This is a genomic window from Streptomyces sp. AM8-1-1, from assembly GCF_032229325.1.
Classification (GTDB): domain Bacteria; phylum Actinomycetota; class Actinomycetes; order Streptomycetales; family Streptomycetaceae; genus Streptomyces; species Streptomyces achmelvichensis.
This window is the reverse complement of the sequence record NZ_CP135086.1, coordinates 7119890-7139832: the sequence shown is the minus strand read 5'-3', so window position 1 is coordinate 7139832 and position 19943 is coordinate 7119890. Positions and strand designations below refer to the sequence as shown.

Annotated in this window: 23 protein-coding genes and 1 riboswitch; of the genes, 12 read left to right on the top strand and 11 right to left on the bottom strand. The window is 70.6% G+C overall.

Annotation, left to right across the window (positions count from 1 at the left end):
• Window positions 1–62 precede the first annotated feature (62 nt).
• The 5 genes from RPQ07_RS31930 to RPQ07_RS31910 all read left to right on the top strand — a co-directional run bounded on the left by RPQ07_RS31930 (window position 63) and on the right by RPQ07_RS31910 (window position 4598).
• On the top strand, window positions 63–1301 hold the full coding sequence (locus RPQ07_RS31930; protein WP_313947686.1) for a Mur ligase family protein: 1239 nt from the start codon (window positions 63–65) through the stop codon (window positions 1299–1301).
• Window positions 1302–1327: 26 nt separating this feature from the next.
• Window positions 1328–2056 (top strand): glutamine amidotransferase, encoded by a 729-nt coding sequence (locus RPQ07_RS31925; RefSeq protein WP_313947685.1) that lies wholly within the window; start codon window positions 1328–1330, stop codon window positions 2054–2056.
• Between the two features lie 211 nt (window positions 2057–2267).
• Complete coding sequence (locus tag RPQ07_RS31920; protein ID WP_313947684.1) at window positions 2268–3293, top strand: 6-phosphofructokinase; 1026 nt, start codon at window positions 2268–2270, stop codon at window positions 3291–3293.
• A 104-nt stretch (window positions 3294–3397) separates the two neighbouring features.
• A complete protein-coding gene (locus RPQ07_RS31915) occupies window positions 3398–4348 on the top strand; it encodes a cytochrome c oxidase assembly protein (RefSeq protein WP_313947683.1) in 951 nt (316 codons plus the stop codon).
• A gap of 88 nt (window positions 4349–4436) precedes the next feature.
• Window positions 4437–4598, top strand: a complete 162-nt coding sequence (locus RPQ07_RS31910; RefSeq protein ID WP_313947682.1) for a hypothetical protein — start codon at window positions 4437–4439, stop codon at window positions 4596–4598.
• 103 nt (window positions 4599–4701) lie between these two features.
• Here the strand turns inward: RPQ07_RS31910 and RPQ07_RS31905 are convergent, their stop codons facing one another.
• On the bottom strand, window positions 4702–5094 hold the full coding sequence (locus RPQ07_RS31905; RefSeq protein ID WP_313947681.1) for an SSI family serine proteinase inhibitor: 393 nt from the start codon (window positions 5092–5094) through the stop codon (window positions 4702–4704).
• Between the two features lie 165 nt (window positions 5095–5259).
• Window positions 5260–5796 (bottom strand): ATP-binding protein, encoded by a 537-nt coding sequence (locus tag RPQ07_RS31900; protein ID WP_313947680.1) that lies wholly within the window; start codon window positions 5794–5796, stop codon window positions 5260–5262.
• A 272-nt stretch (window positions 5797–6068) separates the two neighbouring features.
• On the opposite strand from RPQ07_RS31900, the gene RPQ07_RS31895 reads away from it, so the two are divergent.
• The 3 genes from RPQ07_RS31895 (at window position 6069) to RPQ07_RS31885 (ending at window position 8383) form a co-directional block, all read left to right on the top strand.
• Window positions 6069–6776 (top strand): lysophospholipid acyltransferase family protein, encoded by a 708-nt coding sequence (locus RPQ07_RS31895; protein ID WP_313947679.1) that lies wholly within the window; start codon window positions 6069–6071, stop codon window positions 6774–6776.
• Window positions 6777–6839: 63 nt separating this feature from the next.
• Complete coding sequence (locus RPQ07_RS31890) at window positions 6840–7898, top strand: NAD-dependent epimerase/dehydratase family protein (RefSeq protein WP_313947678.1); 1059 nt, start codon at window positions 6840–6842, stop codon at window positions 7896–7898.
• Window positions 7899–7912: 14 nt separating this feature from the next.
• Window positions 7913–8383, top strand: coding sequence for a YbaK/EbsC family protein (locus RPQ07_RS31885; RefSeq protein WP_313949104.1), 471 nt, complete (start codon window positions 7913–7915; stop codon window positions 8381–8383).
• 91 nt (window positions 8384–8474) lie between these two features.
• Here the strand turns inward: RPQ07_RS31885 and RPQ07_RS31880 are convergent, their stop codons facing one another.
• From RPQ07_RS31880 to RPQ07_RS31845, 8 genes are all read right to left on the bottom strand, one after another.
• Complete coding sequence (locus tag RPQ07_RS31880; RefSeq protein WP_313949103.1) at window positions 8475–10007, bottom strand: alpha/beta hydrolase; 1533 nt, start codon at window positions 10005–10007, stop codon at window positions 8475–8477.
• Window positions 10008–10206: 199 nt separating this feature from the next.
• The gene (locus RPQ07_RS31875; protein ID WP_313947677.1) at window positions 10207–10959 is read right to left on the bottom strand and encodes an urease accessory protein UreD; all 753 of its coding nucleotides are present in this window, start codon (window positions 10957–10959) and stop codon (window positions 10207–10209) included.
• Window positions 10956–11633, bottom strand: a complete 678-nt coding sequence (ureG, locus tag RPQ07_RS31870; protein ID WP_313947676.1) for an urease accessory protein UreG — start codon at window positions 11631–11633, stop codon at window positions 10956–10958. The genes RPQ07_RS31875 and ureG overlap by 4 nt, the downstream gene beginning before the upstream one ends.
• A gap of 19 nt (window positions 11634–11652) precedes the next feature.
• Window positions 11653–12315 (bottom strand): urease accessory protein UreF, encoded by a 663-nt coding sequence (locus RPQ07_RS31865; RefSeq protein WP_313949102.1) that lies wholly within the window; start codon window positions 12313–12315, stop codon window positions 11653–11655.
• Window positions 12316–12419: 104 nt separating this feature from the next.
• Entirely contained in the window at window positions 12420–14141 is a 1722-nt protein-coding gene (locus tag RPQ07_RS31860; RefSeq protein WP_313947675.1) for an urease subunit alpha, read from the bottom strand.
• On the bottom strand, window positions 14134–14445 hold the full coding sequence (locus RPQ07_RS31855; protein WP_313947674.1) for an urease subunit beta: 312 nt from the start codon (window positions 14443–14445) through the stop codon (window positions 14134–14136). Before RPQ07_RS31855 ends, RPQ07_RS31860 begins: the two co-directional genes overlap by 8 nt.
• A 14-nt stretch (window positions 14446–14459) precedes the next feature.
• Window positions 14460–14762 (bottom strand): urease subunit gamma, encoded by a 303-nt coding sequence (locus tag RPQ07_RS31850; protein WP_313947673.1) that lies wholly within the window; start codon window positions 14760–14762, stop codon window positions 14460–14462.
• A gap of 136 nt (window positions 14763–14898) precedes the next feature.
• Entirely contained in the window at window positions 14899–15519 is a 621-nt protein-coding gene (locus RPQ07_RS31845; protein ID WP_313947672.1) for a helix-turn-helix domain-containing protein, read from the bottom strand.
• Window positions 15520–15625: 106 nt separating this feature from the next.
• Here RPQ07_RS31845 and RPQ07_RS31840 point away from each other — a divergent pair, with 106 nt between their 5' ends.
• Window positions 15626–16615, top strand: a complete 990-nt coding sequence (locus RPQ07_RS31840; RefSeq protein ID WP_313947671.1) for an ABC transporter permease — start codon at window positions 15626–15628, stop codon at window positions 16613–16615.
• 622 nt (window positions 16616–17237) lie between these two features.
• On the opposite strand, the gene RPQ07_RS31835 is transcribed toward RPQ07_RS31840, so the two are convergent.
• Window positions 17238–17519 carry a type II toxin-antitoxin system Phd/YefM family antitoxin gene (locus RPQ07_RS31835; RefSeq protein ID WP_313947670.1) on the bottom strand — a complete coding sequence of 94 codons (282 nt, stop codon included), beginning with the start codon at window positions 17517–17519 and terminating at the stop codon, window positions 17238–17240.
• A gap of 96 nt (window positions 17520–17615) precedes the next feature.
• On the opposite strand from RPQ07_RS31835, the gene RPQ07_RS31830 reads away from it, so the two are divergent.
• The 3 genes from RPQ07_RS31830 to RPQ07_RS31820 all read left to right on the top strand — a co-directional run bounded on the left by RPQ07_RS31830 (window position 17616) and on the right by RPQ07_RS31820 (window position 19552).
• On the top strand, window positions 17616–18251 hold the full coding sequence (locus tag RPQ07_RS31830) for an ATP-dependent Clp protease proteolytic subunit (RefSeq protein ID WP_313949101.1): 636 nt from the start codon (window positions 17616–17618) through the stop codon (window positions 18249–18251).
• A 9-nt stretch (window positions 18252–18260) separates the two neighbouring features.
• Window positions 18261–18569 carry a hypothetical protein gene (locus RPQ07_RS31825; protein ID WP_313947669.1) on the top strand — a complete coding sequence of 103 codons (309 nt, stop codon included), beginning with the start codon at window positions 18261–18263 and terminating at the stop codon, window positions 18567–18569.
• A gap of 317 nt (window positions 18570–18886) precedes the next feature.
• A riboswitch (cyclic di-AMP (ydaO/yuaA leader) is annotated at window positions 18887–19072 on the top strand.
• A gap of 3 nt (window positions 19073–19075) precedes the next feature.
• Window positions 19076–19552 (top strand): C40 family peptidase, encoded by a 477-nt coding sequence (locus RPQ07_RS31820; RefSeq protein WP_313947668.1) that lies wholly within the window; start codon window positions 19076–19078, stop codon window positions 19550–19552.
• Window positions 19553–19943 lie beyond the last annotated feature (391 nt).

The following is a 19943-nucleotide window of genomic DNA, read 5'->3' as shown; positions in this document are numbered from 1 at the left end:
TAGGGCCGTGCGGCCGGACCTGGATAGGCTGGGCCGGACCGATGCAAGGAGGATCAAGGACGATGTCAGGCAACTCGGAGCCCCTGACGCCGCGCGCCAAGCTCGCCGTGACGGCAGGCAAGGCCGCAGCGGCGGTGTCGCGCGCCGCCGGACGCGGCAGCGGATCGGTGATCGGCGGCCGGGTCGCGCTCAAGCTCGACCCCGATCTGCTGGGGCGGCTCGCGCAGCATCTGGACGTCGTCCTCGTGTCGGCGACGAACGGCAAGACCACCACGACCCGGCTGATCGCCGAGGCCCTGCGGGCCAGCGGTCCGGTCGTCTCCAACGCCCTGGGTGCGAACATGCCCGCCGGCATCACCTCGGCCCTGGCCGGTGGCTCCGACGCCAAGTTCGGTGTGATCGAGGTCGACGAGAAGTACCTCGCCGGCGTCGCACGTGATGTGACGCCGAAGGCGATCGCACTGCTCAACCTCTCGCGCGACCAGCTCGACCGTGCCGCCGAGACCCGGATGCTGGCCGAGAAGTGGCGCGAGGGCCTCGCCGGCTCGAAGGCCATGGTCATCGCCAACGCGGACGACCCGCTGATCGTGTGGGCGGCCTCCTCGTCCCCCAACGTGGTGTGGGTCGCAGCCGGCCAGGAGTGGAAGGACGACGCCTGGTCCTGCCCGTCCTGCGGCGGTGTGATGCAGCGCCCGGGCGACGACTGGTTCTGCGGCGAGTGCGGTTTCCGCCGTCCCGCCCCGAGCTGGGTCCTCAGCGGCGACCATGTGCTCGACCCGCACGGCTCGGCCTGGCCGATCCACCTCCAGCTCCCCGGCCGCGCCAACAAGGCCAACGCCGCCACCTCCGCCGCGGTCGCCGCCTGCTTCGGCGTTCCGCCACAGGTCGCGCTGGAGCGCATGTACGCGGTGCAGGCCGTGGCCGGACGCTATGACGTGGTCTCCTTCCAGGGCCGTGATCTGCGCCTGCTGCTCGCCAAGAACCCGGCCGGCTGGCTCGAGACGTTCTCCCTGATCGACCCGCCGCCGACGCCGGTCATCCTGTCCGTCAACGCCCGCGGCGCCGACGGAACGGACACCTCCTGGCTCTGGGACGTCGACTACACCCGGCTGGCCGGCCACCCGATCTTCGTCATCGGCGACCGCCGGCTGGACCTGGCCGTGCGGCTGGAGGTCGCGAACCTGGACTTCCGGGTCTGCGAGACGGTCGACGAGGCGGTGCAGCTCGCCCCGCCGGGACGGATCGAGCTGATCGCCAACTACACCGCCTTCCAGGACGTGCGCCGCCGCGTCGGGAACTGACCGGGGACTGCGAAAAGGACATGAGCATGAGCGACAACAGCCTGCGTCTGGTCTGGGTCTACCCGGACCTGCTCAGCACCTACGGCGACCAGGGCAACGCCCTCGTCGTCGAGCGCCGGGCCCGTCAGCGCCGCCTCGACGTGATGCGGATCGACGTGCGCAGCGACCAGCCGATCCCGACCTCCGGCGACATCTACCTGATCGGTGGCGGCGAGGACCGGCCGCAGCGGCTCGCGGCGGAGCGGCTGCGCCGCGACGGCGGGCTCAGCCGGGCCGCCTCCAACGGCGCGATCATCTTCTCGGTCTGCGCCGGTTACCAGATCCTCGGTCACGAGTTCATCAACGACCTCGGTGAGCGCGAGCCGGGCCTCGGCCTGCTCGACGTGGTCTCCACGCGCGGCGAGGGCGAGCGGTGCGTCGGCGACGTACTGGGCGACATCGACCCGCAGTTGGGCCTGCCGCAGCTGACCGGGTTCGAGAACCACCAGGGCATCACGCACCTCGGCCCCTCGGCCCGTCCGTTCGCCCGCACCATCCTCGGCCGGGGCAACGGCACCGGCGACGGCACCGAGGGCGCGTACAACGAGACCGTGTTCGGCACCTATATGCACGGCCCGGTCATGGCGCGGAACCCGCAGATCGCGGACCTGCTGCTCAAGCTGGCCCTCGATGTGAACGCCCTGCCGCCGACGGACGACCGCTGGTACGAGGCGCTGCGCGCCGAGCGCATCGCCACCGCGACCCAGCCCGCCTGACACCGCGCGGCACCGAGGCACACGCCGGCGTCCGCGCCGTCCCCGGGCGCCGGACGGACGGCAGTCCGGCGTCCGGCGCGCCCGGGGCGACGGGCGTCCAGCACTCGGACGCCCGGTTCGGTTCCCGCCGCCTCGCGCCGGTAGGGTGGCGGGGATCCGACCGGACGACGTGGTCCGGGAGTCCGCCCACGTTGCAAAGGTAATTCGGGCAATGCGCATTGGTGTGCTCACCTCCGGCGGCGACTGCCCCGGCCTGAACGCCGTCATCCGCTCCGTCGTACACCGCGCCGTCGTCGACCACGGCGATGAGGTCATCGGCTTCCACGACGGGTGGAAGGGACTTCTGGAGTGCGACTACCGCAAGCTCGACCTCGACGCCGTGGGCGGCATCCTGGCCCGCGGCGGAACCATCCTCGGGTCCTCCCGTGTCCAGCCGGCGCACCTGCGTGACGGTGTGGAACGCGCCAAGGGACATGTCGCCGAGCTCGGCCTCGACGCGATCATCCCGATCGGCGGCGAGGGCACGCTGAAGGCGGCCAACCTCCTCTCCGAGGGCGGCCTGCCGATCGTCGGCGTGCCGAAGACCATCGACAACGACATCGCGTCGACCGACGTCACCTTCGGTTTCGACACGGCGGTCGGGGTGGCCACCGAGGCCCTCGACCGGCTGAAGACCACGGCCGAGTCGCACCAGCGTGTGCTGGTCGTCGAGGTCATGGGCCGGCACACCGGCTGGATCGCGCTGCACTCGGGCATGGCGGCCGGCGCCCACGCCATCGTCGTCCCTGAGCGGCCGTTCGACATCGACGAGCTCAGCAAGCGGGTCGGTGAGCGCTTCGAGGCGGGCAAGCGGTTCGCCATCGTCGTCGCCGCCGAGGGCGCCAAGCCCCGCGAGGGCTCGATGCAGTGGGACGAGGGCGGCAAGGACATCTACGGGCACGAGCGCTTCGCGGGCGTCGCCCGGCAGCTCTCCATCGAGCTGGAGGAGCGCCTCGGCAAGGAGGCCCGGCCGGTCATCCTGGGGCACGTCCAGCGCGGCGGAACCCCGACGGCGTACGACCGTGTCCTCGCGACCCGCTTCGGCTGGCACGCGGTGGAGGCGGCGCACCGCGGTGAGTTCGGCATGATGACCGCGCTGCGCGGCACGGACATCACGATGGTGCCGCTGGCCGAGGCCACCGAGACGCTCAAGACCGTCCCGGACGAGCGGTACGCCGAGGCCGAGACCGTCCTGTGAGGTAGTCGCAGACCGCGAACTGCCCCCGGCCGCAACCGCGGCCGGGGGCAGTTCTAGTCTGGTGCGGACAACAAGCACGAATCGGTACGCACAGGGGTGCACAGATGGATCACAGCGGGCACGGCATGACGATGGATCTGCCGCCGTTCACGCTGGGACGGGGTCTGGAGTTCTCCCCGGACCCGTTCTTCCTGACGGGCTGTGTGCTCGCGCTGGTGCTGTACGGCTGGGGGGTGCTGCGGTTGCGCCGGCGCGGCGACAGCTGGCCGGTCAGCCGCACGGTGCTGTTCACCGTGGGCGTGCTGAGCGTGGCCCTGGTGATGTGCACCAAGCTGAACGACTACGGCATGGTCATGTTCAGCGTGCACATGGTGCAGCACATGGTGATCAGCATGCTGTCCCCCATCGTGCTGCTGCTGGGGGCGCCGGTCACGCTGGCGCTGCGCGCGCTGCCGGTCGCCGGCCGCGGCCGCAAGGGTCCGCGCGAGCTGCTGCTCGCACTGCTGCACAGCCGGTACATGAAGATCGTGACCCATCCGGCGTTCACCATCCCGCTGTTCATCGCGAGCCTCTACGGCCTCTACTTCACGCCGCTGTTCGACTTCCTGATGGGGTCGACCGTGGGGCATGCCGCGATGATGGTGCACTTCCTCGCCGTCGGCCTGGTCTTCTTCTGGCCGATCATGGGCGTGGACCCCGGGCCGCACCGGCCGGGCTATGTGATGCGGATGCTGGAGCTCTTCGCCGGGATGCCGTTCCACGCGTTCTTCGGTATCGCGCTGATGATGGCGACCGAGCCCATGATCGGCGCCTACCGCAACCCGCCGGCCTCGCTCGGCATCGACGCACTCACCGACCAGAACGCCGCGGGCGGCATCGCCTGGGCGTTCAGCGAGATCCCGTCCGTGCTGGTGCTGATCGCCCTGGTCTTCCAGTGGTACCGCTCCGAGCAGCGGCAGGCCAGGCGCCTCGACCGGGCCGCGGACCGGGACGGCGACAAGGAGCTCGAGGCGTACAACGCCTATCTCGCCTCGCTCCAGGCACGCAGCCGGTAGTGAGCACGGCGGACGGGCAGTAGCGCGAAGCCCTCCTCGCGGGTGACCATGGTCCTGGGCGGCCGTGGCCGCACGGAGGAGGGCGCGCATGTCCGGATCCACGAAGGCGATGGGAGTGCTCACCGTCTCGACCCTGGTGGTCGTGACCGCCTATACGGCAGCACTCGGCAGCAACGGCTGGCTCTGGTTCGGCTGGGTCGTGCTCGGCCTGCTGACGATCGGGGTGATCGCCTCGCGCGGCAACACCTGACGGCGGGCGCCGCGGGCGCTCGGCCGCTACGCGGAACGGGCCGGCGCCCGGCAGAAGGCAAGGGCGCCGGGCAGTGCCCGGCAGGTCGGCCGCCGGGCGGTGCTCAGAAGCGGAAGACCGCTCCGGTCGCCGCGTCGAGCGCGCACGCGTTGGCGTAGGTCTTCTGCCAGCTCATCGAGCGCTGCTGCCAGCTGCCAGTGGCCTCGACCGTCACCGGGTCGAACTTCTTGGTGCACGGGTGCGGGTCGGCGGGCAGTTTGTCGAGGTCGCCGCCGGCCTTCGTGAGCGCCGCGCACGCGTCCGCCGCCGCGGGGTGCGGGCCGCCGGGCTCGGGTGCGCACTTCAGCATCACCCCGCGCATCCAGGTGTTCTCGCTGCCGGACACGGTCAGGAACAGCCCCTCGCCGGCGACGGGCTCTTCGTCCGCGGCCTGCGCGGGCACCACGGCGGCAAGGGTCATCAGGGCGGCTGCGGCAAGAGTGACACTGCGGTACATCGAAGGCTCCTGGGGCTCGGGGAACGACGCAGGGTCGGACCGACGGAGGCAAGAGCACTCCTGGACGGGCGCGGTGGCAAGCGGCCGCGCGGCCCCGGTCGCGCGTACGGGCGACAGAAATCGCCCGTACGGCCCCGGGGCCGCCGCCTCGAACCGGCCGGTGCCTCAGCCGACACCCACCGGGACGCGTTCGGTGTCCTCAGCCCGGTGCCGCGCTGCGGGCTCGACCTCCCGTTGGACGACGGGGTCCACGGGAAGGGGCTTGAACTCGGGCATCGGGGCCGAGGGGGCGGGGGTGGCCCGCAGCATGCGCTCGGCCTGTGTCACCCGCCGGCTGAACCAGATCACCTTGCCGGTCGTCGTACCGCACGTGCCCCAGCTGTCACTGAGGACGGCGACGGTCGCGAGACCGCCCCTCGACGGGCAGGAACTGGTCAGCCGTGGCATATGGCTGTCGTTGTCCGCCACGGACGCGATCAGATGCCGCCCGGTCCAGCGCAGTTCCACCACGCAGGTCTTGTCACCCGTGACGTGCTGGACGACGTTGCCGACCAGTTCGTCGACCGCGCGACAGACGGGGGTGATGTGCGCTTCGAGCTTCCAGTGCCGAAGATGTGCCGCGAGAATGCGCCGGATCTGGGGGATCCGCTCTGTGGTTGCCTGCACTTCCAAGGTGTATCGGCAGGCGGCCTGAACGTGCATGACCGTGGCTCCTCACCGCAACAGGGCTGTCTCTTCGGATGCGGGCCCCCGAGTGCGAAGAGTGAGCACCTGACGCTTCTGGGTCACTGACCAGAGTGACCTCACGTCGTCACAACCGCAACACATCGCCCGACCGGAGCAGTGGCTCATCCCGTCGGGCACGGTTACGCGGAGCGTGCCGTGCACATAAACTGACCGTCCCCAAGACACCGACTGACCAGGGACGACGCGGCCCTGATCCTGATTCCGGACCGAGTGAGGAGCACCCTGAAGTGTTCTATTACGTGCTCAAATACGTCATTCTGGGGCCGCTTCTGCGGTTGCTGTTCCGGCCCCGGATCGAGGGGCTTGAGCACATCCCCGAGGACGGCGCGGCGATCGTCGCAGGAAACCATCTGTCGTTCTCGGACCACTTCCTCATGCCGGCGATCATCAAGCGCCGCATCACGTTCCTCGCGAAGGCGGAGTACTTCACCGGTCCGGGCCTCAAGGGCCGGCTGACCGCCGCGTTCTTCCGCAGCGCCGGTCAGATCCCGGTCGACCGCTCCGGCAAGGAGGCCGGGCAGGCCGCGATCCGTGAGGGGCTCGGGGTGCTCAGCAAGGGCGAGCTGCTCGGGATCTACCCGGAGGGCACCCGCTCGCACGACGGGAAGCTCTACAAGGGCAAGGTCGGCGTCGCCGTGATGGCTCTGCGGGCAGGCGTGCCGGTGATTCCCTGCGCGATGGTGGGCACCTTCGAGATCCAGCCTCCCGGGCAGAAGCTGCCGAAGATCAAGCAGGTCACCGTGCGGTTCGGCGAGCCGATGGAGTTCTCCCGCTACGAGGGGATGGAGAACGAGAAGGCCGCGATCCGCGCCATCACCGACGAGATCATGTACGCGATCCTCGAACTGTCCGGCCAGGAGTACGTCGACCGGTACGCGGCCGATGTGAAGGCGGAACTGGAGCCGGCGAAGAAGTTCCCGCGCCGGCGGCGCTGAGAGCGAATCTGCGCTCCGCCAAGTTTCTGGGCCCGGCCTCGGCCGGGCCCTTAGCGTTTGGACATGACCAGGGGAAACGCAGTCGTCGTCGGAGCAACGGGACAGGTGGGCCGGGCCGCGGTGCGCGCGCTCGCCGCGGACGGATGGGAGGTGCGGGCGCTCTCCCGCCGCGGCGGCAGGGACGAGAGCTGGCCGGAGGAGGTGCGGGCAGTCGTCTGCGACCGGGAGGACGAGACGGCGCTGGCGGTGGCGCTCGGCGACGGCTGTGACGTGCTGGTCGACATGGTGGCCTACGGAGCGGACCACGCGCGGCAGTTGACCTCTCTCGCCGACCGGGTCGGCTCGGCGGTCGTCATCTCCAGCGGCGCGGTGTACGAGGACGATCAGGGCCGCAGTTTCGACACACAGCGCGAGCCGGACGGCTTCCCCCGCTATCCGGTGCCGATCCCGGAGACCCAGCGCACCGTGGCGCCCGGGGATGCCACGTACGGCACCCGAAAGGTCGCGCTGGAACTGGAGTTGCTGGCGGCCGGCGACCACCCCGCGACCACGCTGCTGCGTGCGGGGGCGATCCACGGGCCGCACTGCCGCACGCCGCGCGAGCTGTACTTCGTGAAGCGCGCGGTGGACGGGCGGCCGGTGCGGATCCTGGCCCACGGCGGCCGCGACCGCTTCCATCCGGTACATGTCTCCAACCTCGCCGAACTGATCCGGCTGGCGGCCCTCCGGCCGGGGTCGCGGGTGCTGAACGCCGGTGATCCCGTGGCGCCGACGGTCGCCGAGATCGGTGCGGCCGTCGACGCCGTCCTCGGCCGGAGCAGCGAGACCGTGCTCGTGGACGGGGCGAGCCCGCGAGGCGATGTCGGGGTGACGCCGTGGAGTGTGGAGCACCCGATCGTCTACGACATGGCCGCGGCCGAACGAGAGCTCGATTACCGGGCGGTGACCACCTACGAGGACTCGCTGCCGAAGACCGTCGAGTGGCTGGCCCGGCAGCTGCACGGCCGGGACTGGACCGAGGCCTTCCCGAGGATGGCCGAGCTGTACGCTCCGCAGGTCGACCTCTTCCCCTACGCGGAGGAAGACGCATGGCTGGCCGAGCGCGGACGGGAATCGAAGTGAGCGAAGAGCACGGCATGTACGCCAAGTTGATCGGGCTGCTGGACGAGCGCGGCGCGGCGTACCGGATCATCGAGCACGAGGAGCAGGGCGCGACCGAGGCGGTCAGCGCGCTGCGCGGGAACACTCTGGCGCAGGCCGCCAAGTGCATCGTGGTGATGGTGAAGATCGGCAAGAAGGAGAAGCGGTACATCCTTGCGGTGGTGCCGGGCGACCGCCGGGTCGACCTCGGTGCGGTGAAGGGCCTGCTGGGCGGCACCTATGCCGGATTCGCGACACCCGAGGTGGCGGAGCGGCTCGCGGGCAGCGTGAGCGGCACGATCCTGCCGTTCTCCTTCGACCCCGAACTCGAACTGGTCGTGGACCCCGCCCTGCTGGTGCACGAGGAGATCTTCTTCAACGCGGCGCGGCTGGACCGTTCGCTGGCGCTGCGCACCGCCGACTACACCGCGGTCGCCGAGCCGCGCACGGCGGACATCGCGGGCTGACGTACGCCCGGGACATGAAGACCGCACGAGGGCCCGGGACATGAAGGAGGGGCGGCCGTGAACGGCCGCCCCTCCTCCGTGAAACCGGGACTTACGGCTTCGGCGTGGCGTGCGGGGTGCACGTCACATCGCGGCTGTCGACCTTGCCGCTGAGCAGGTAGGAGTCCACCCGCTGGTTGATGCAGGGGTTGACCAGACCGGTCACACCGTGCGAGCCGGCGTCCTTCTCGATGATCAGACGCGAGCCCTTGAGCCGCTTGTGCAGCTCGACGGCGCCCTCGAAGGGAGTGGCGGCGTCACGGGTCGACTGGACGATCAGCACCGGCGGCAGGCCCTTGCCGGACTTCACGTTCAGCGGGGTCTGCTGCTTGGACGACCAGGTGGCGCAGGGAAGGTTCATCCAGGCGTTGGCCCAGGTCATGAAGGGGTGGTCCCGGTGGAGCCGGGTGTTGTCCCGGTCCCACGTGCGCCAGCTGGTGGGCCACTTGGCGTCCGCGCACTCGACGGCCGTGTAGACGGCGTTGCCGTTCTCCGCGGAGATGTTGCCCGCGGTGTCGGACAGGTCCGGCGCCGCGGCGTCGACGAGTGCCTGGGTGTCACCTGCGATGTACTTGCTCCAGGTCTGGGCGGTGGGCACCCAGGCGGAGTCGTAGTACGGCGCACCCTGGAAGAAGCTGATCAGCTCCGCCGGTCCGACGACCCCGCCGAGCGGGGCCTTCTTCGCGGTGGCCCGCAGCTTCACCCACTGCTGCTCGACCTTCTCCGGAGTGTTCCCGATGTGGAAGACGGCGTCGTTCTTGGCGACCCATGCCTTCCAGTCGTTCCAGCGCGTCTGGAAGGCGACGTCCTGGTCCAGGTTGGCCTGGTACCAGATCTTCTCCCGGGACGGGTTGACCACGCTGTCGACGATCATCCGGCGCACATGGCCCGGGAAGAGCGTCGCGTAGACCGCGCCGATGTAGGTGCCGTAGGAGACGCCCAGGAAGTTGAGCTTCTTCTCACCGAGTGCGGCCCGGATCACGTCCAGGTCGCGAGCGGTGTTCGGCGTGGTCATGTGCGGCAGCATCCAGCCGCTGCGCTCGGCACAGCCGTCCGCGTACTCCGCGGCGAGCTTGCGCTGGGCCCGCTTGTCGGCCTCACTGTCCGGCACCGGGTCGGCCTTCGGAGCCTTCACGAACTCCTGCGGGTCGATGCAGGAGATCGGCGCCGAGTGGCCCACACCCCGGGGGTCGAAGCCCACGAAGTCGTACGCCTTGGCCGTGTTGGCCCAGAGCGGGTTCTTGCCCGTGACCCGGGTCGGGAAGCGCAGACCGGAACCGCCGGGGCCGCCGGGGTTGTAGATCAGCGCGCCCTGGCGGTCCGCCTTCGAACCGGTGTTGCCGATCCGGTCGACGGCGAGCTTGATCTGCTTGCCGTTCGGTCGTGCGTAGTCGAGCGGGACGGTCACCCAACCGCACTGGATGGGCTTGGCTATCGCCCAGTCCGCGGGGCAGTCCGCCCAGTCGATGCCCTTCTTGGCGGCACGTTCGGCAGCAAGCTGAACGCCACGCGCCTCGGAACCGCCGCGGCCGTCGGCGTTGGCCGCCGGAGCCACGACGGCGCCCATTATGAGGGTGCCCGCCATCAGAGTGCCGGCCGAGCCGAGCACTGCTGTGCGTCTCACGTAGAACTCCCCCTTCTGTCGTCGAAGTTCTCCGGGGGATCCTTTCGTCTGTGAGGCTGCGGGGAACAGGCCGTACTGGTGTTTCTTTACCGAACCAATAACCGGTATGCACGGTCCCGCTGAGCGGTACGCCCGGGAAGGGACGGCCCAACATCCCTTCTCAGGACGGCAGTTCCGAGCGCAGCACCTCGTCGAGCACCCGGCGCAGTTGCCGGGCGTCGGGGGCGACAGCGGTGACGAGGAAGGCCGGACCGGCGAGCGGGGTGAGGACGGCCGAGTCGCCACAGAGACGGGTTTCATACGGTTTGTCGGCCCATTCCGGATGTACCGCGAGGAGTTGGCCCACGGCCCGGTGTCCGTCGAGAACCGCTCCCCCGTCCCAGCCGGGCGGTGCACCGGAGCCGTAGGAGAGCTCCTGGTCGAACAGCGGGCGGCCGGACCGGCGGACGGTCAGCCGGGTGGTCAGGGTTCCCGGTTCCTCGCCGTGCCGGCCGAGGATCTGCTCCTCGCGAAGGACCAGACGTGCGGTGGCGGCGAGGTCGACGCGTGTGTGCATCCGCAGGTCGCTGCCCCGGGCCGAGATGAGCTGTTCGGGGAGCCAGCGCAGCTCGGCGTCCTCGCCGACCGTCAACCGCACGTCGTAGTGGGCCTGTTCACTCCCCCGGCCGGGCAGGGCGATGGTCGCGGCCGCCGAGTCGACGTCGAGCCGGGCGCCATCGCCGACGTCGGCCTCGACGGCGAGCCGGTCGCCTCCGAGGGGGGCGCTCATGGCGCCGACGACCGTGACGCGGGAGTGCGCCCGGGACTGCGGCAGGGCCGGCCGCGTACGGCGCAGCGCGAGGGGACCGTCGCCGGCCAGGACCGGCAGCCCGTCCCGGGTGGCGACGATGCGGGCGGTGGCGTGGACGCTCATGCGTTCCAGGCGGCGAGCTGCTCGCGCACCCACCCGGCGACCGGGGCGACGCCCTCCTCGCTCCTCAACGAGGTGAAGACCACCGGCAGTTCACCTCGCTGCTCCTTGGCGTCCGTGGCCATCCGGCCGAGGTCGGAGCCGACGTACGGCGCGAGGTCCGTCTTGTTGACCACGAGCAGATCGGCGGTGGTGACGCCCGGCCCGCCCTTGCGCGGGATGTCGTCACCGCCCGCTACGTCGATCACGAAGATCTGGGCGTCCACGAGCCCCTTGGAGAAGGTGGCCGTGAGGTTGTCGCCACCGGACTCGACCAGGATCAGATCGAGGGGGCCGACGCTCTCCTCCAGGTCCTCCACGGCTTCCAGATTCGCCGAGATGTCGTCGCGGATGGCGGTGTGCGGGCACGCTCCGGTCTCGACCGCCTGGATGCGCTCCGGCGGCAGCACGGCGTTGCGCAGCAGGAATGCGGCGTCCTCGCGGGTGTAGATGTCGTTGGTGACGACGGCGATGGACAACCGGTCGCGCAGCGCACGGCACAGGGCGGCGACGGTCGCGGTCTTGCCCGAGCCGACGGGTCCGCCGAGCCCGATGCGCAGCGCACGCCGGGTGCCGTCGGGACGTACGGCGTCGGCGCTGACGGCGGCGGGGCCGATGGGGGCGTGGTCGAGGTGCATGGTGCGGCTCCAGGGTGTGTCAGGACGCGAAGAGGCGTACGGGCCAGGCCGCGTGCTGTTCGGCGGTGATGTCGAGCAGCGGCGCCGAGGCCGCGGGCAGGGCGTCGATGCCCTTGCGGGCGGCTGCCGCCGCCTGTGCGGCGACCTCGTCCATCGCGGGCGCGAGGCGGGCGAGCACGGCGGTGGCGTCGAAGGGGTTCAGGCTCAGGAGGCGTACGGCCGCGGTGGCGGGGCCGCTGACCGTCTCGTAGGCGACGCAGTGCGCGGCGTCCTCGGGGCCGAGCCCGGCGGCCCGCGCCGTGAGCCCGATGACGACGGGCTGATGCGCACCGCGCGGGAGAGCGGCGGCGAGCGCGTCGAGTTCCGGAGCGGGCCAGGTGGCGCGGGCAGCGCGCATCATCTGTCGGCCGAGCCTGCGGGCCGTGGCCCGCAGGGCGGGGGACGGTGTGCGGGCGTCGGCGGCCTCGTCGAGTTCGAGGGGGTCGAGGCCGAGGGCGGCCGCGGCAGCGAGTGCGGCCGAGGTGAGTCCGGTGGTGCGGAGCCGGCCGTGGCAGAACGCCGCCAGATCCCGGGCGTCACGGATGCGGCCCGCCTTGACGGCCGCTTCGGCGCCGCCGGAGTGGGCGTGCCCGCCGGCGGGGAAGCGGCCGTCGGCGAGGACGAGGAGTGCGGCACGGCTCATGACCGGCTCCTCGTCGCAGACGGTGTCCTCTTCTGCGACGGCGATGGTGTGCATGTCGGCCCGTCGGCAGTCGTCCGCGGGACCCGGTCTGTCGTCATCGGCGGTCAGAAGAGGAAGTAGCGCTGGGCCATGGGCAGTTCGACGGCGGGCGCGGGCTCGACCGGCTCCCCGTCGATCGTCACCGTGAAGGTGTCGGGGTCGACCTCGACCCGGGGCAGGGCGTCGTTCTCCCGCATGTCCGCCTTGGTGATCCCGCGAGTACTGGTGATGGGGACGAACTCCTTGTACAGCCCGAGGCGTTCGGGCAGTCCGTCCTCGATCGCGGCCGGGGCCACGAAGGTGAGCGAGCCCGTGGAGGCGGCCCGGCCCATCGCACCGAACATCGGTCGCGGCAGCACCGGCTGCGGGGTCGGGATGGAGGCGTTGGCGTCACCCATCTGCGCGTAGGCGATCTGGCCGCCCTTGATCACCAGTTGGGGTTTGACGCCGAAGAAGGCCGGGTCCCACAGCACCAGGTCGGCGAGTTTCCCGGTCTCGACCGAGCCGATCTCGCGGTCCATGCCCTGGGCGACCGCCGGGTTGATCGTGTATTTGGCGACATAGCGACGGACTCTGTGGTTGTCGGCGCGGCCGTCCCCGGGAAGGGAGCCCCGGCGCTTCTTCATCACATGCGCGGTCTGCCAGGTACGCAGGACGACCTCCCCGATCCGGCCCATGGCCTGGGAGTCGGAGGAGATGATCGATACGGCGCCGAGGTCGTGCAGGATGTCCTCGGCCGCGATGGTCGAGGGCCTGATCCGCGACTCCGCGAAGGCGAGGTCCTCGGGCACCGACGGGTTGAGATGGTGGCAGACCATCAGCATGTCGAGGTGTTCCTCGATGGTGTTGACGGTGTGCGGCCGGGTCGGGTTGGTGGAGCTGGGCAGGACGTAGGGCTCACCGACCACCGTGATGATGTCCGGTGCGTGCCCGCCGCCGGCACCTTCCGTGTGGTACGCGTGAATGGTCCGGCCCGCGATGGCGGCGAGGGTGTCACCGACGAACCCGGCCTCGTTGAGGGTGTCGGTGTGGATGGCGAGCTGTGCGCCGCTCTCCTCGCAGACCCGCAGACAGGCGTCGATGACCGCGGGTGTGGCCCCCCAGTCCTCGTGGATCTTGAATCCCAGGGCTCCGCCGCGCAGTTGGGAGTGCATGGCCTCGCCGGACATGGTGTTGCCCTTGCCGAGCAGACCGATGTTGACGGGCAGACCGTCCAAGGCCTCGAACATCCGGGCGAGGTGCCAGGGGCCGGGCGTGATGGTGGTCGCCTTCGTGCCTTCGGCGGGACCGGTGCCACCGCCGACGAGCGTGGTGACCCCGGTCGCGAGGGCCTGGTCGACGAGCGTCGGCGAGATGAAGTGGACGTGCGCGTCGATGGCACCGGCGGTGACGATCTTCCCATTGCCCGCGATGACTTCGGTCTCGGGACCGATCACGATGCCGGGGTGGACGCCGTCCATGGTGTCCGGGTTGCCGGCCTTGCCGATGCCGGTGATCCGGCCGTCCCGGATGCCGATGTCGGCCTTGACGATCCCCCAGTGGTCGATGATCACGGCGCCGGTGACGACGGTGTCGGGTGCGCCGTCGGCGCGTGTCGTACGGGACTGGCCCATCGACTCCCGGATCACCTTGCCGCCGCCGAACACCGCCTCGTCACCGGCGAGTCCGGGGCCGCCGGAGCGGTCCTCCTCGATCTCGACGAGCAGATCGGTGTCGGCGAGCCGGATGCGGTCACCGGTGGTGGGCCCGAAGAGGTCCGCGTAGAGGGCACGGTGCAGTTCAGGCATCGAGCGCGCCTCCCGTCTCCCCGCGCAGCCCCGTGATGACGCGGAGTCCGGTGAAGGGCACCAGTTCCACGTCCACCGGGATGCCGGGCTCGAATCGCACGGCGGTGCCGGCCGCGATGTGCAGCCGCTTGCCGTGGGCCGCGGCGCGGTCGAAGTGCAGGCCGGGGTTGGATTCGGCGAAGTGGTAGTGGGAGCCGACCTGGACGGGCCGGTCGGCGGCGTTCACCACCGCCAGACGTGTGACCTCGCGGCCCTCGTTGAGGGGGACGGGGTCGTCGGCGAACAGGATCTCACCGGGAATCATTCGGCTCCTCCCCTTCAGACGATCGGGTCGTGGACGGTGACGAGCTTGGTGCCGTCCGGGAAGGTCGCCTCGACCTGGACGTCGTGGATCATCTCCGGGATGCCCTCCATGACGTCGGCGCGGCCGAGGACCTGACGGCCCGACGCCATCAGCTCGGCGACGGTCCGTCCGTCCCGCGCGCCTTCGAGGATGTGCGAGGTGATCAGGGCGACGGCTTCGGGGTGGTTGAGCGCCACCCCGCGGGCGCGGCGCTTCTCCGCGACGTCGGCCGCCACATGGATCATCAGCCGTTCCTGCTCGTGCGGGGAGAGTTGCACGCGTCCACCTCACTGTCGTCCGTGCCGGGCCCGTTCGGGCACGGCGAGACCTCGTCGCCGCCAACGCTCCGCCGACCTGCACGGTGCCGTCCCACTGCCGGGAGGTGAACGTTAGGGCGCAAGTTTTTCCGGCGCGTTAACTGACGTCGGGGGCGCTCATCGACATGAGCCCCCGAAGCCCGTCCTCCAGGACGTCGACGTCCACGTCGCCGAAGAGCGCCTGCTGAAGGATGAATCCCTGGGCGGTGGCGATGAGCGTGCGCGCCACATGGTCGGCGGGTACGTCGGCGGCCATCAGGCCGTTGTCCCGGTAGGCGTCCACGAGTTTCGCCCAGGCGAGCCGCATACCGCCGTAGCCCTCGCCGAGTGTGGTGGCGAGCCGCTCGTTGCGGAGCGTCTCGGTCCACACCTGGACCACGAGCCGGGCGAAGGCCTGTCGGTCCTCCCCCCGTACCTGCTCCTGCAGCAGCTTGCGCAGGACGCGGCCGAGCAGCACGTCGGGCAGGGGAGGCGGCGTGGTCCGGGCGGCGTCCTCGAAGGCGCCCCGGATCCCGGCGAACGCCTCGTTCGCGATGGCCGCGATCAGCTCGTCCTTGCCACGGAAGTAGCGGTATACCGCGCCTGCGGAGAGTTCCGCCTCACTGAGGATGTCCTGCATCGACGTGGCGTGGAAGCCGTTACGTGCGAAGCAGCGGGCGGCGCCGTCGAGGATCTGGCGTCGTCGTGCGTCGAGATGTTCCTGGGATACGCGGGCCATGCCAACAATCTAAAACGAACATTCATTCTTGACAAGCGCGACACGCGGCGGGACAGTGAGGTCAATCGCAAAACGAACGATCCTTCTCTTTGAATCGAGGCGCACGATGTCCGCCACGCCCACTCACCGCACGATCGCGGTGATGGCTCTCGTCCCCGCCCTGGTCGCGCTGGCCCTGTGGGCCTTCGCCTGGCCCGCCGCCCGTACCGCACCCCGGGATCTCCCCATCGGCGTCGCCGGCCCGGCGTCCGCGGTCGCCCAGGTCGAACAGCGCCTGGAACAGCGGCCGGACGCCTTCGAGGTGCACCGCTACACCGATGAGACCGCGGCCCGCGAGGCGATCGAGGACCGCGTTGTATACGGAGCGGTCGTCGTCACCCCGGAAGGGCCGCAGCTGCTGACCGCCTCCGCGGGGAGCCCCGTCGTCGCCGGACTGCTGAAGGAAGCCGTCACCGCGCACGCTCCTGCCGGCGATCCGGTGAAGGTGACCGATGTGGTGGCCACCCCCGCCGGCGATCCGCGCGGCAGCGGGCTGGCGTCGAGCATCCTGCCGCTGGCCCTGGCGGGTGTGGCGGCAGGAGTCATGGTGACGGTGCTCGGACTGCGCGGGAGCCGCGCGGCGCTCGCCCTGACCGGCGCGGCAGCACTGGTCGGACTCACGGCCGCCGCTCTCGCTCACAGCTGGCTCGGCCTGCTGAACGGCAACTGGTGGGCCGAAGCGGGAGTCCTCGGGCTGACCGTCCTCGCCATCGCGGGCGGCGTCGCGGGCTTCGCCGCGCTGCTCGGCACCCGTGGCATCGCCCTCGGCAGTCTGCTGATGGTCCTGATCGGCAACCCGTTCTCCGGAGCCGCGAGTGCGCCGGAACTGCTGCCCGACCCCGCCGGGGTGATCGGCCAGTGGCTCCCGCCGGGTGCGGGTGCCCAACTGCTGCGGTCGGTGTCGTACTTCGACGGCAGCGGAGCGGGCGGAGCGGCCCTCACGCTCTCGCTGTGGGCAGCGCTCGGACTCGCCGCGGTGCTGGCGGGCGGGCGGAGCGCGCAGCCTGCCGATGCGTCGAAGGAGTCGCTGCGACCCGTGCCGGCACCGGTCGGCTGAGCCCCCACGACCAGCCGCGCGTCCCCGCTGTAGCGGACGGGGACGCGCGGCTTTCTGCTGCGCGGGCTGGTACCGGGGGCGCTTGTGCGGCTGCGCAGTGCGGGCCGGCGCCGGGCCAGCGCCATACCGATGCGTGCTGGACCGGCCGGACACCCGGCTTGCGCGACGCGGTCGCGTGCTGGACCGGGCTGGGCACGCGGGCTTGCGCCACGCGGTCGCGTGCTGGACCGGGCTCGGCACCCGGACGCTGGCCACTCGGTTGCGTGCTGGGCCGGGCTGGGCACCAGGGCTTGTGTCATTCGCGCGCGTGCGTGACGGCCGGGCTGGGCACCCGGCTTGTGTCACTCGGGCGCCGCATGGTGCCGAGCCGGGGCGGCGGGTCGTACCGGCCGATCGGGGCGGCGAGACGGCCGCGACCGAAGGGCATCCGCTGCCCGCCGGGGACGCCGGGCCCGGCAGGGTTGTGAACCCGCGAGCCCGAGCGGCACGCCCCCCGGGGAGCCGGGCTGCGAGCCGTGAAGCTCGGCCGCCCGCTGCCCGCCGGGGACGCCGGACGTCACCAGGGGCCCGCGGGCCCGTGAGGCCCAGACCTCCGTCGCACGCCCAGGCGCGCCGGCGCGCGTCAGCCGTGCGTGTCGGGGCGGCGGTGCTCCGCCGTGAGTCCGAAGCGCCCCCGTTCGCCGGAAGCGGACGAGAGGGAGCCGACGGACGAGACCGAGCTGACCACCTGCTCCTCCGCGCTGTCCTGAGCCTGCTCCAGTCGTTCCAGGTCAGCGGCCGAGACGAGCGCCACGAGGGGCTTTCCGTGCCGGGTGACGACGACGCGTTCGCCCCCGTAGACGACGCGGTTGATCAGATCGGCGAGCTCTGCGCGGGCTTGCGTCACCGGAATCTCGTAGGCCATGCTCCCCATCATAACCGCCTGTACGTCCTGTACATTTTTTACAGAACCGTGCCAGGCGCGCACGGAGGAGACGCACTCATGGAGAAGAGGCTCGCCATGCACCGTCCGGTCGCCCGCTATGTCCTGCCGCAGTTCACCGAGCGCACGAGCTCGGGGACCCGCACCCTCGACCCGTACTCCAAGTTGCTGGAGGAGCGGATCGTCTTCCTCGGGACCGAGGTGGACGACACCGCGGCCAACGATGTGATCGCCCAGCTCCTGCACCTCGAGTACGCGGCCCCGGACCGGGACATCTCGCTCTACATCAACTCCCCCGGCGGCTCGCTCAGCGCCATGGCCGCGATCTACGACACGATGCAGGTCGTCACCTGCGACGTGGAGACGACCTGTCTGGGTCAGGCCGCGTCGACGGCGGCGCTGCTGCTCGCCGCCGGCGCACCCGGGAAGCGGATGGCACTGCCGGGAGCGCGGATCGTCGTGCAGCAGCCCGCGACCGAGGAGCCGTTGCGGGGCCAGCCGTCCGATCTCGACATCGCGGCACAGGAGTTGCTGCGACTGCGGGCCCAACTGGCCGCGATGCTTGTGACACACACCGGCCAGACGGCCGAACGGATCGCGGCCGACCTGGAGCGCGTCAAGATCTTCGACGCCGAGGGGGCCAAGGAGTACGGACTGCTGGATCACGTCATCCGGAACCGCAAGACGTCGCTCTCCGCGCCCGGTTCCCGGTGAGGGTGCGCGATGCTGCTGCCCGAACTGCCACCACTGCCCGCGCTGACACGCGCCGAGGGCGAACTGATCGACAGCTATCTCGAGGTCGTCGACCTGCTGGGGCGGATCAATCCGGCCCGCTCCACCCACACGTACGGCGCACTGCGCGCGGCCCAGGCGCTCGTCGGCCGGGCGAGCGCCCTGCGGGACGCCCTGACGCTCATGCACCTGCGCGGCGAGAGCGAGGTTCACCCGGCGACTCTCGGCCAGGCGCTGCGGGTTCTTGACGGCGATCGGAGGACGCGACGGGTGACCTTGCCGCCTCCGACGGAGAACTGACGACCCCTCGGATCGAGTCAACCGCCAAATGGGTATGAGATTCCCTACCCCATTCGGTGGAGCCGTTGCACCATCTTTGCCTACGGTCAACTTGCGCACCATGACCACCGATTTGGCGGAATGACTCATTCCGGTGCTGGTGCGGGCGTCCTCGGCCGTCGCGCGGCGAGCCGCGATGAACCCCTGTCCACCCGAACAGGTGAGTGGTGGCGAAACTCACATATCGCCGTTTCAGCTCGGAAATCCGGCGCGCCATGGGTCAAGATCCCTGGGACGACAAGCCCCCGTCACCTCGGCGGGGCGGTCCGGGCGGACGCCGAGTCCTGCCGCCGATCCGGACGTCTGGTCGACAGAAGTGCTTCGGCAGGAGTGGAGGACCCGAGCAACACGGGGCAGCCGGAAAGTCCGGCCGTCCCTCGGGGTGAAGCCGCACTATGCAGCCGGGCACCTTCGTCCGCCCGAACCCGACAGGTCATCCTTCACAGGCGGCTGACGAAGGGTTGCGCATGACTGCGCAGAAGCATGTCCCGTTCTTGATGACACGGGCGGGTGCCGTATCGGCCCTGACCCTGGCCGCCGTCGGCGGCTCCATGCTCGTGCCGGGTGCCTCGTCGGAGGCGTACGCAGCAACCACCCACGCCGGCAAGGCGTTGAAGGTGGCCGCGTCGAAGAAGGGCGCGCCGTACAAGTACGGCGCTATGGGCCCCTCCCGCTTCGACTGCTCGGGCCTGACGCTGTATTCGTACAAGAAGGCGGGCAAGAAGCTCCCCCGTACGGCCCAGCAGCAATACAACAAGACGCGTCATATCAAGGCCTCTTCACGGCAGGTGGGCGACCTCGTCTTCTTCCATTCCGGCAGGAGCGTCTATCACGTGGGTATCTACGCCGGCAGCGGGAAGATCTGGCACTCCCCCAAGACCGGTTCCTGGGTGAAGCTCGAAAAGATCTGGACCAAGAGCGTCTGGTACGGGCGCGTCGGCTGACGGCACGCCACTGAGGGTGTACCGGTGGGCGGTTGTCCCGTCCCGCCGGTGCGCCCGGTCTCGATGGCGCCGCGCATCGGCTACGCCCGGTTCCGGTGGCGCCCGCCGGCGGCTGGGCGAGGAGTGTCGCGCCCAGCGCCGTGAGCGCGCCGCCGGTGACGTGCTCCACGGCACGGGTGACCCGCGGCCCGCGCGGCTATGGGCCGAGCCGGACACCGGCTACGCCCTGGTCAGCTCGGGGCTCGGGGTGGCGGCGGTACCGGAGACGGTGGCTCTATGACGGTCACGCCGCTGGCGTACGGCAGTTGGAGCCGGCGGTGTTCTAGCGGACCATCTCGGTGGCCCATCGCGGGAACGAACGAGTCCGGCGGCTGCTTACCTACGGTCCCTG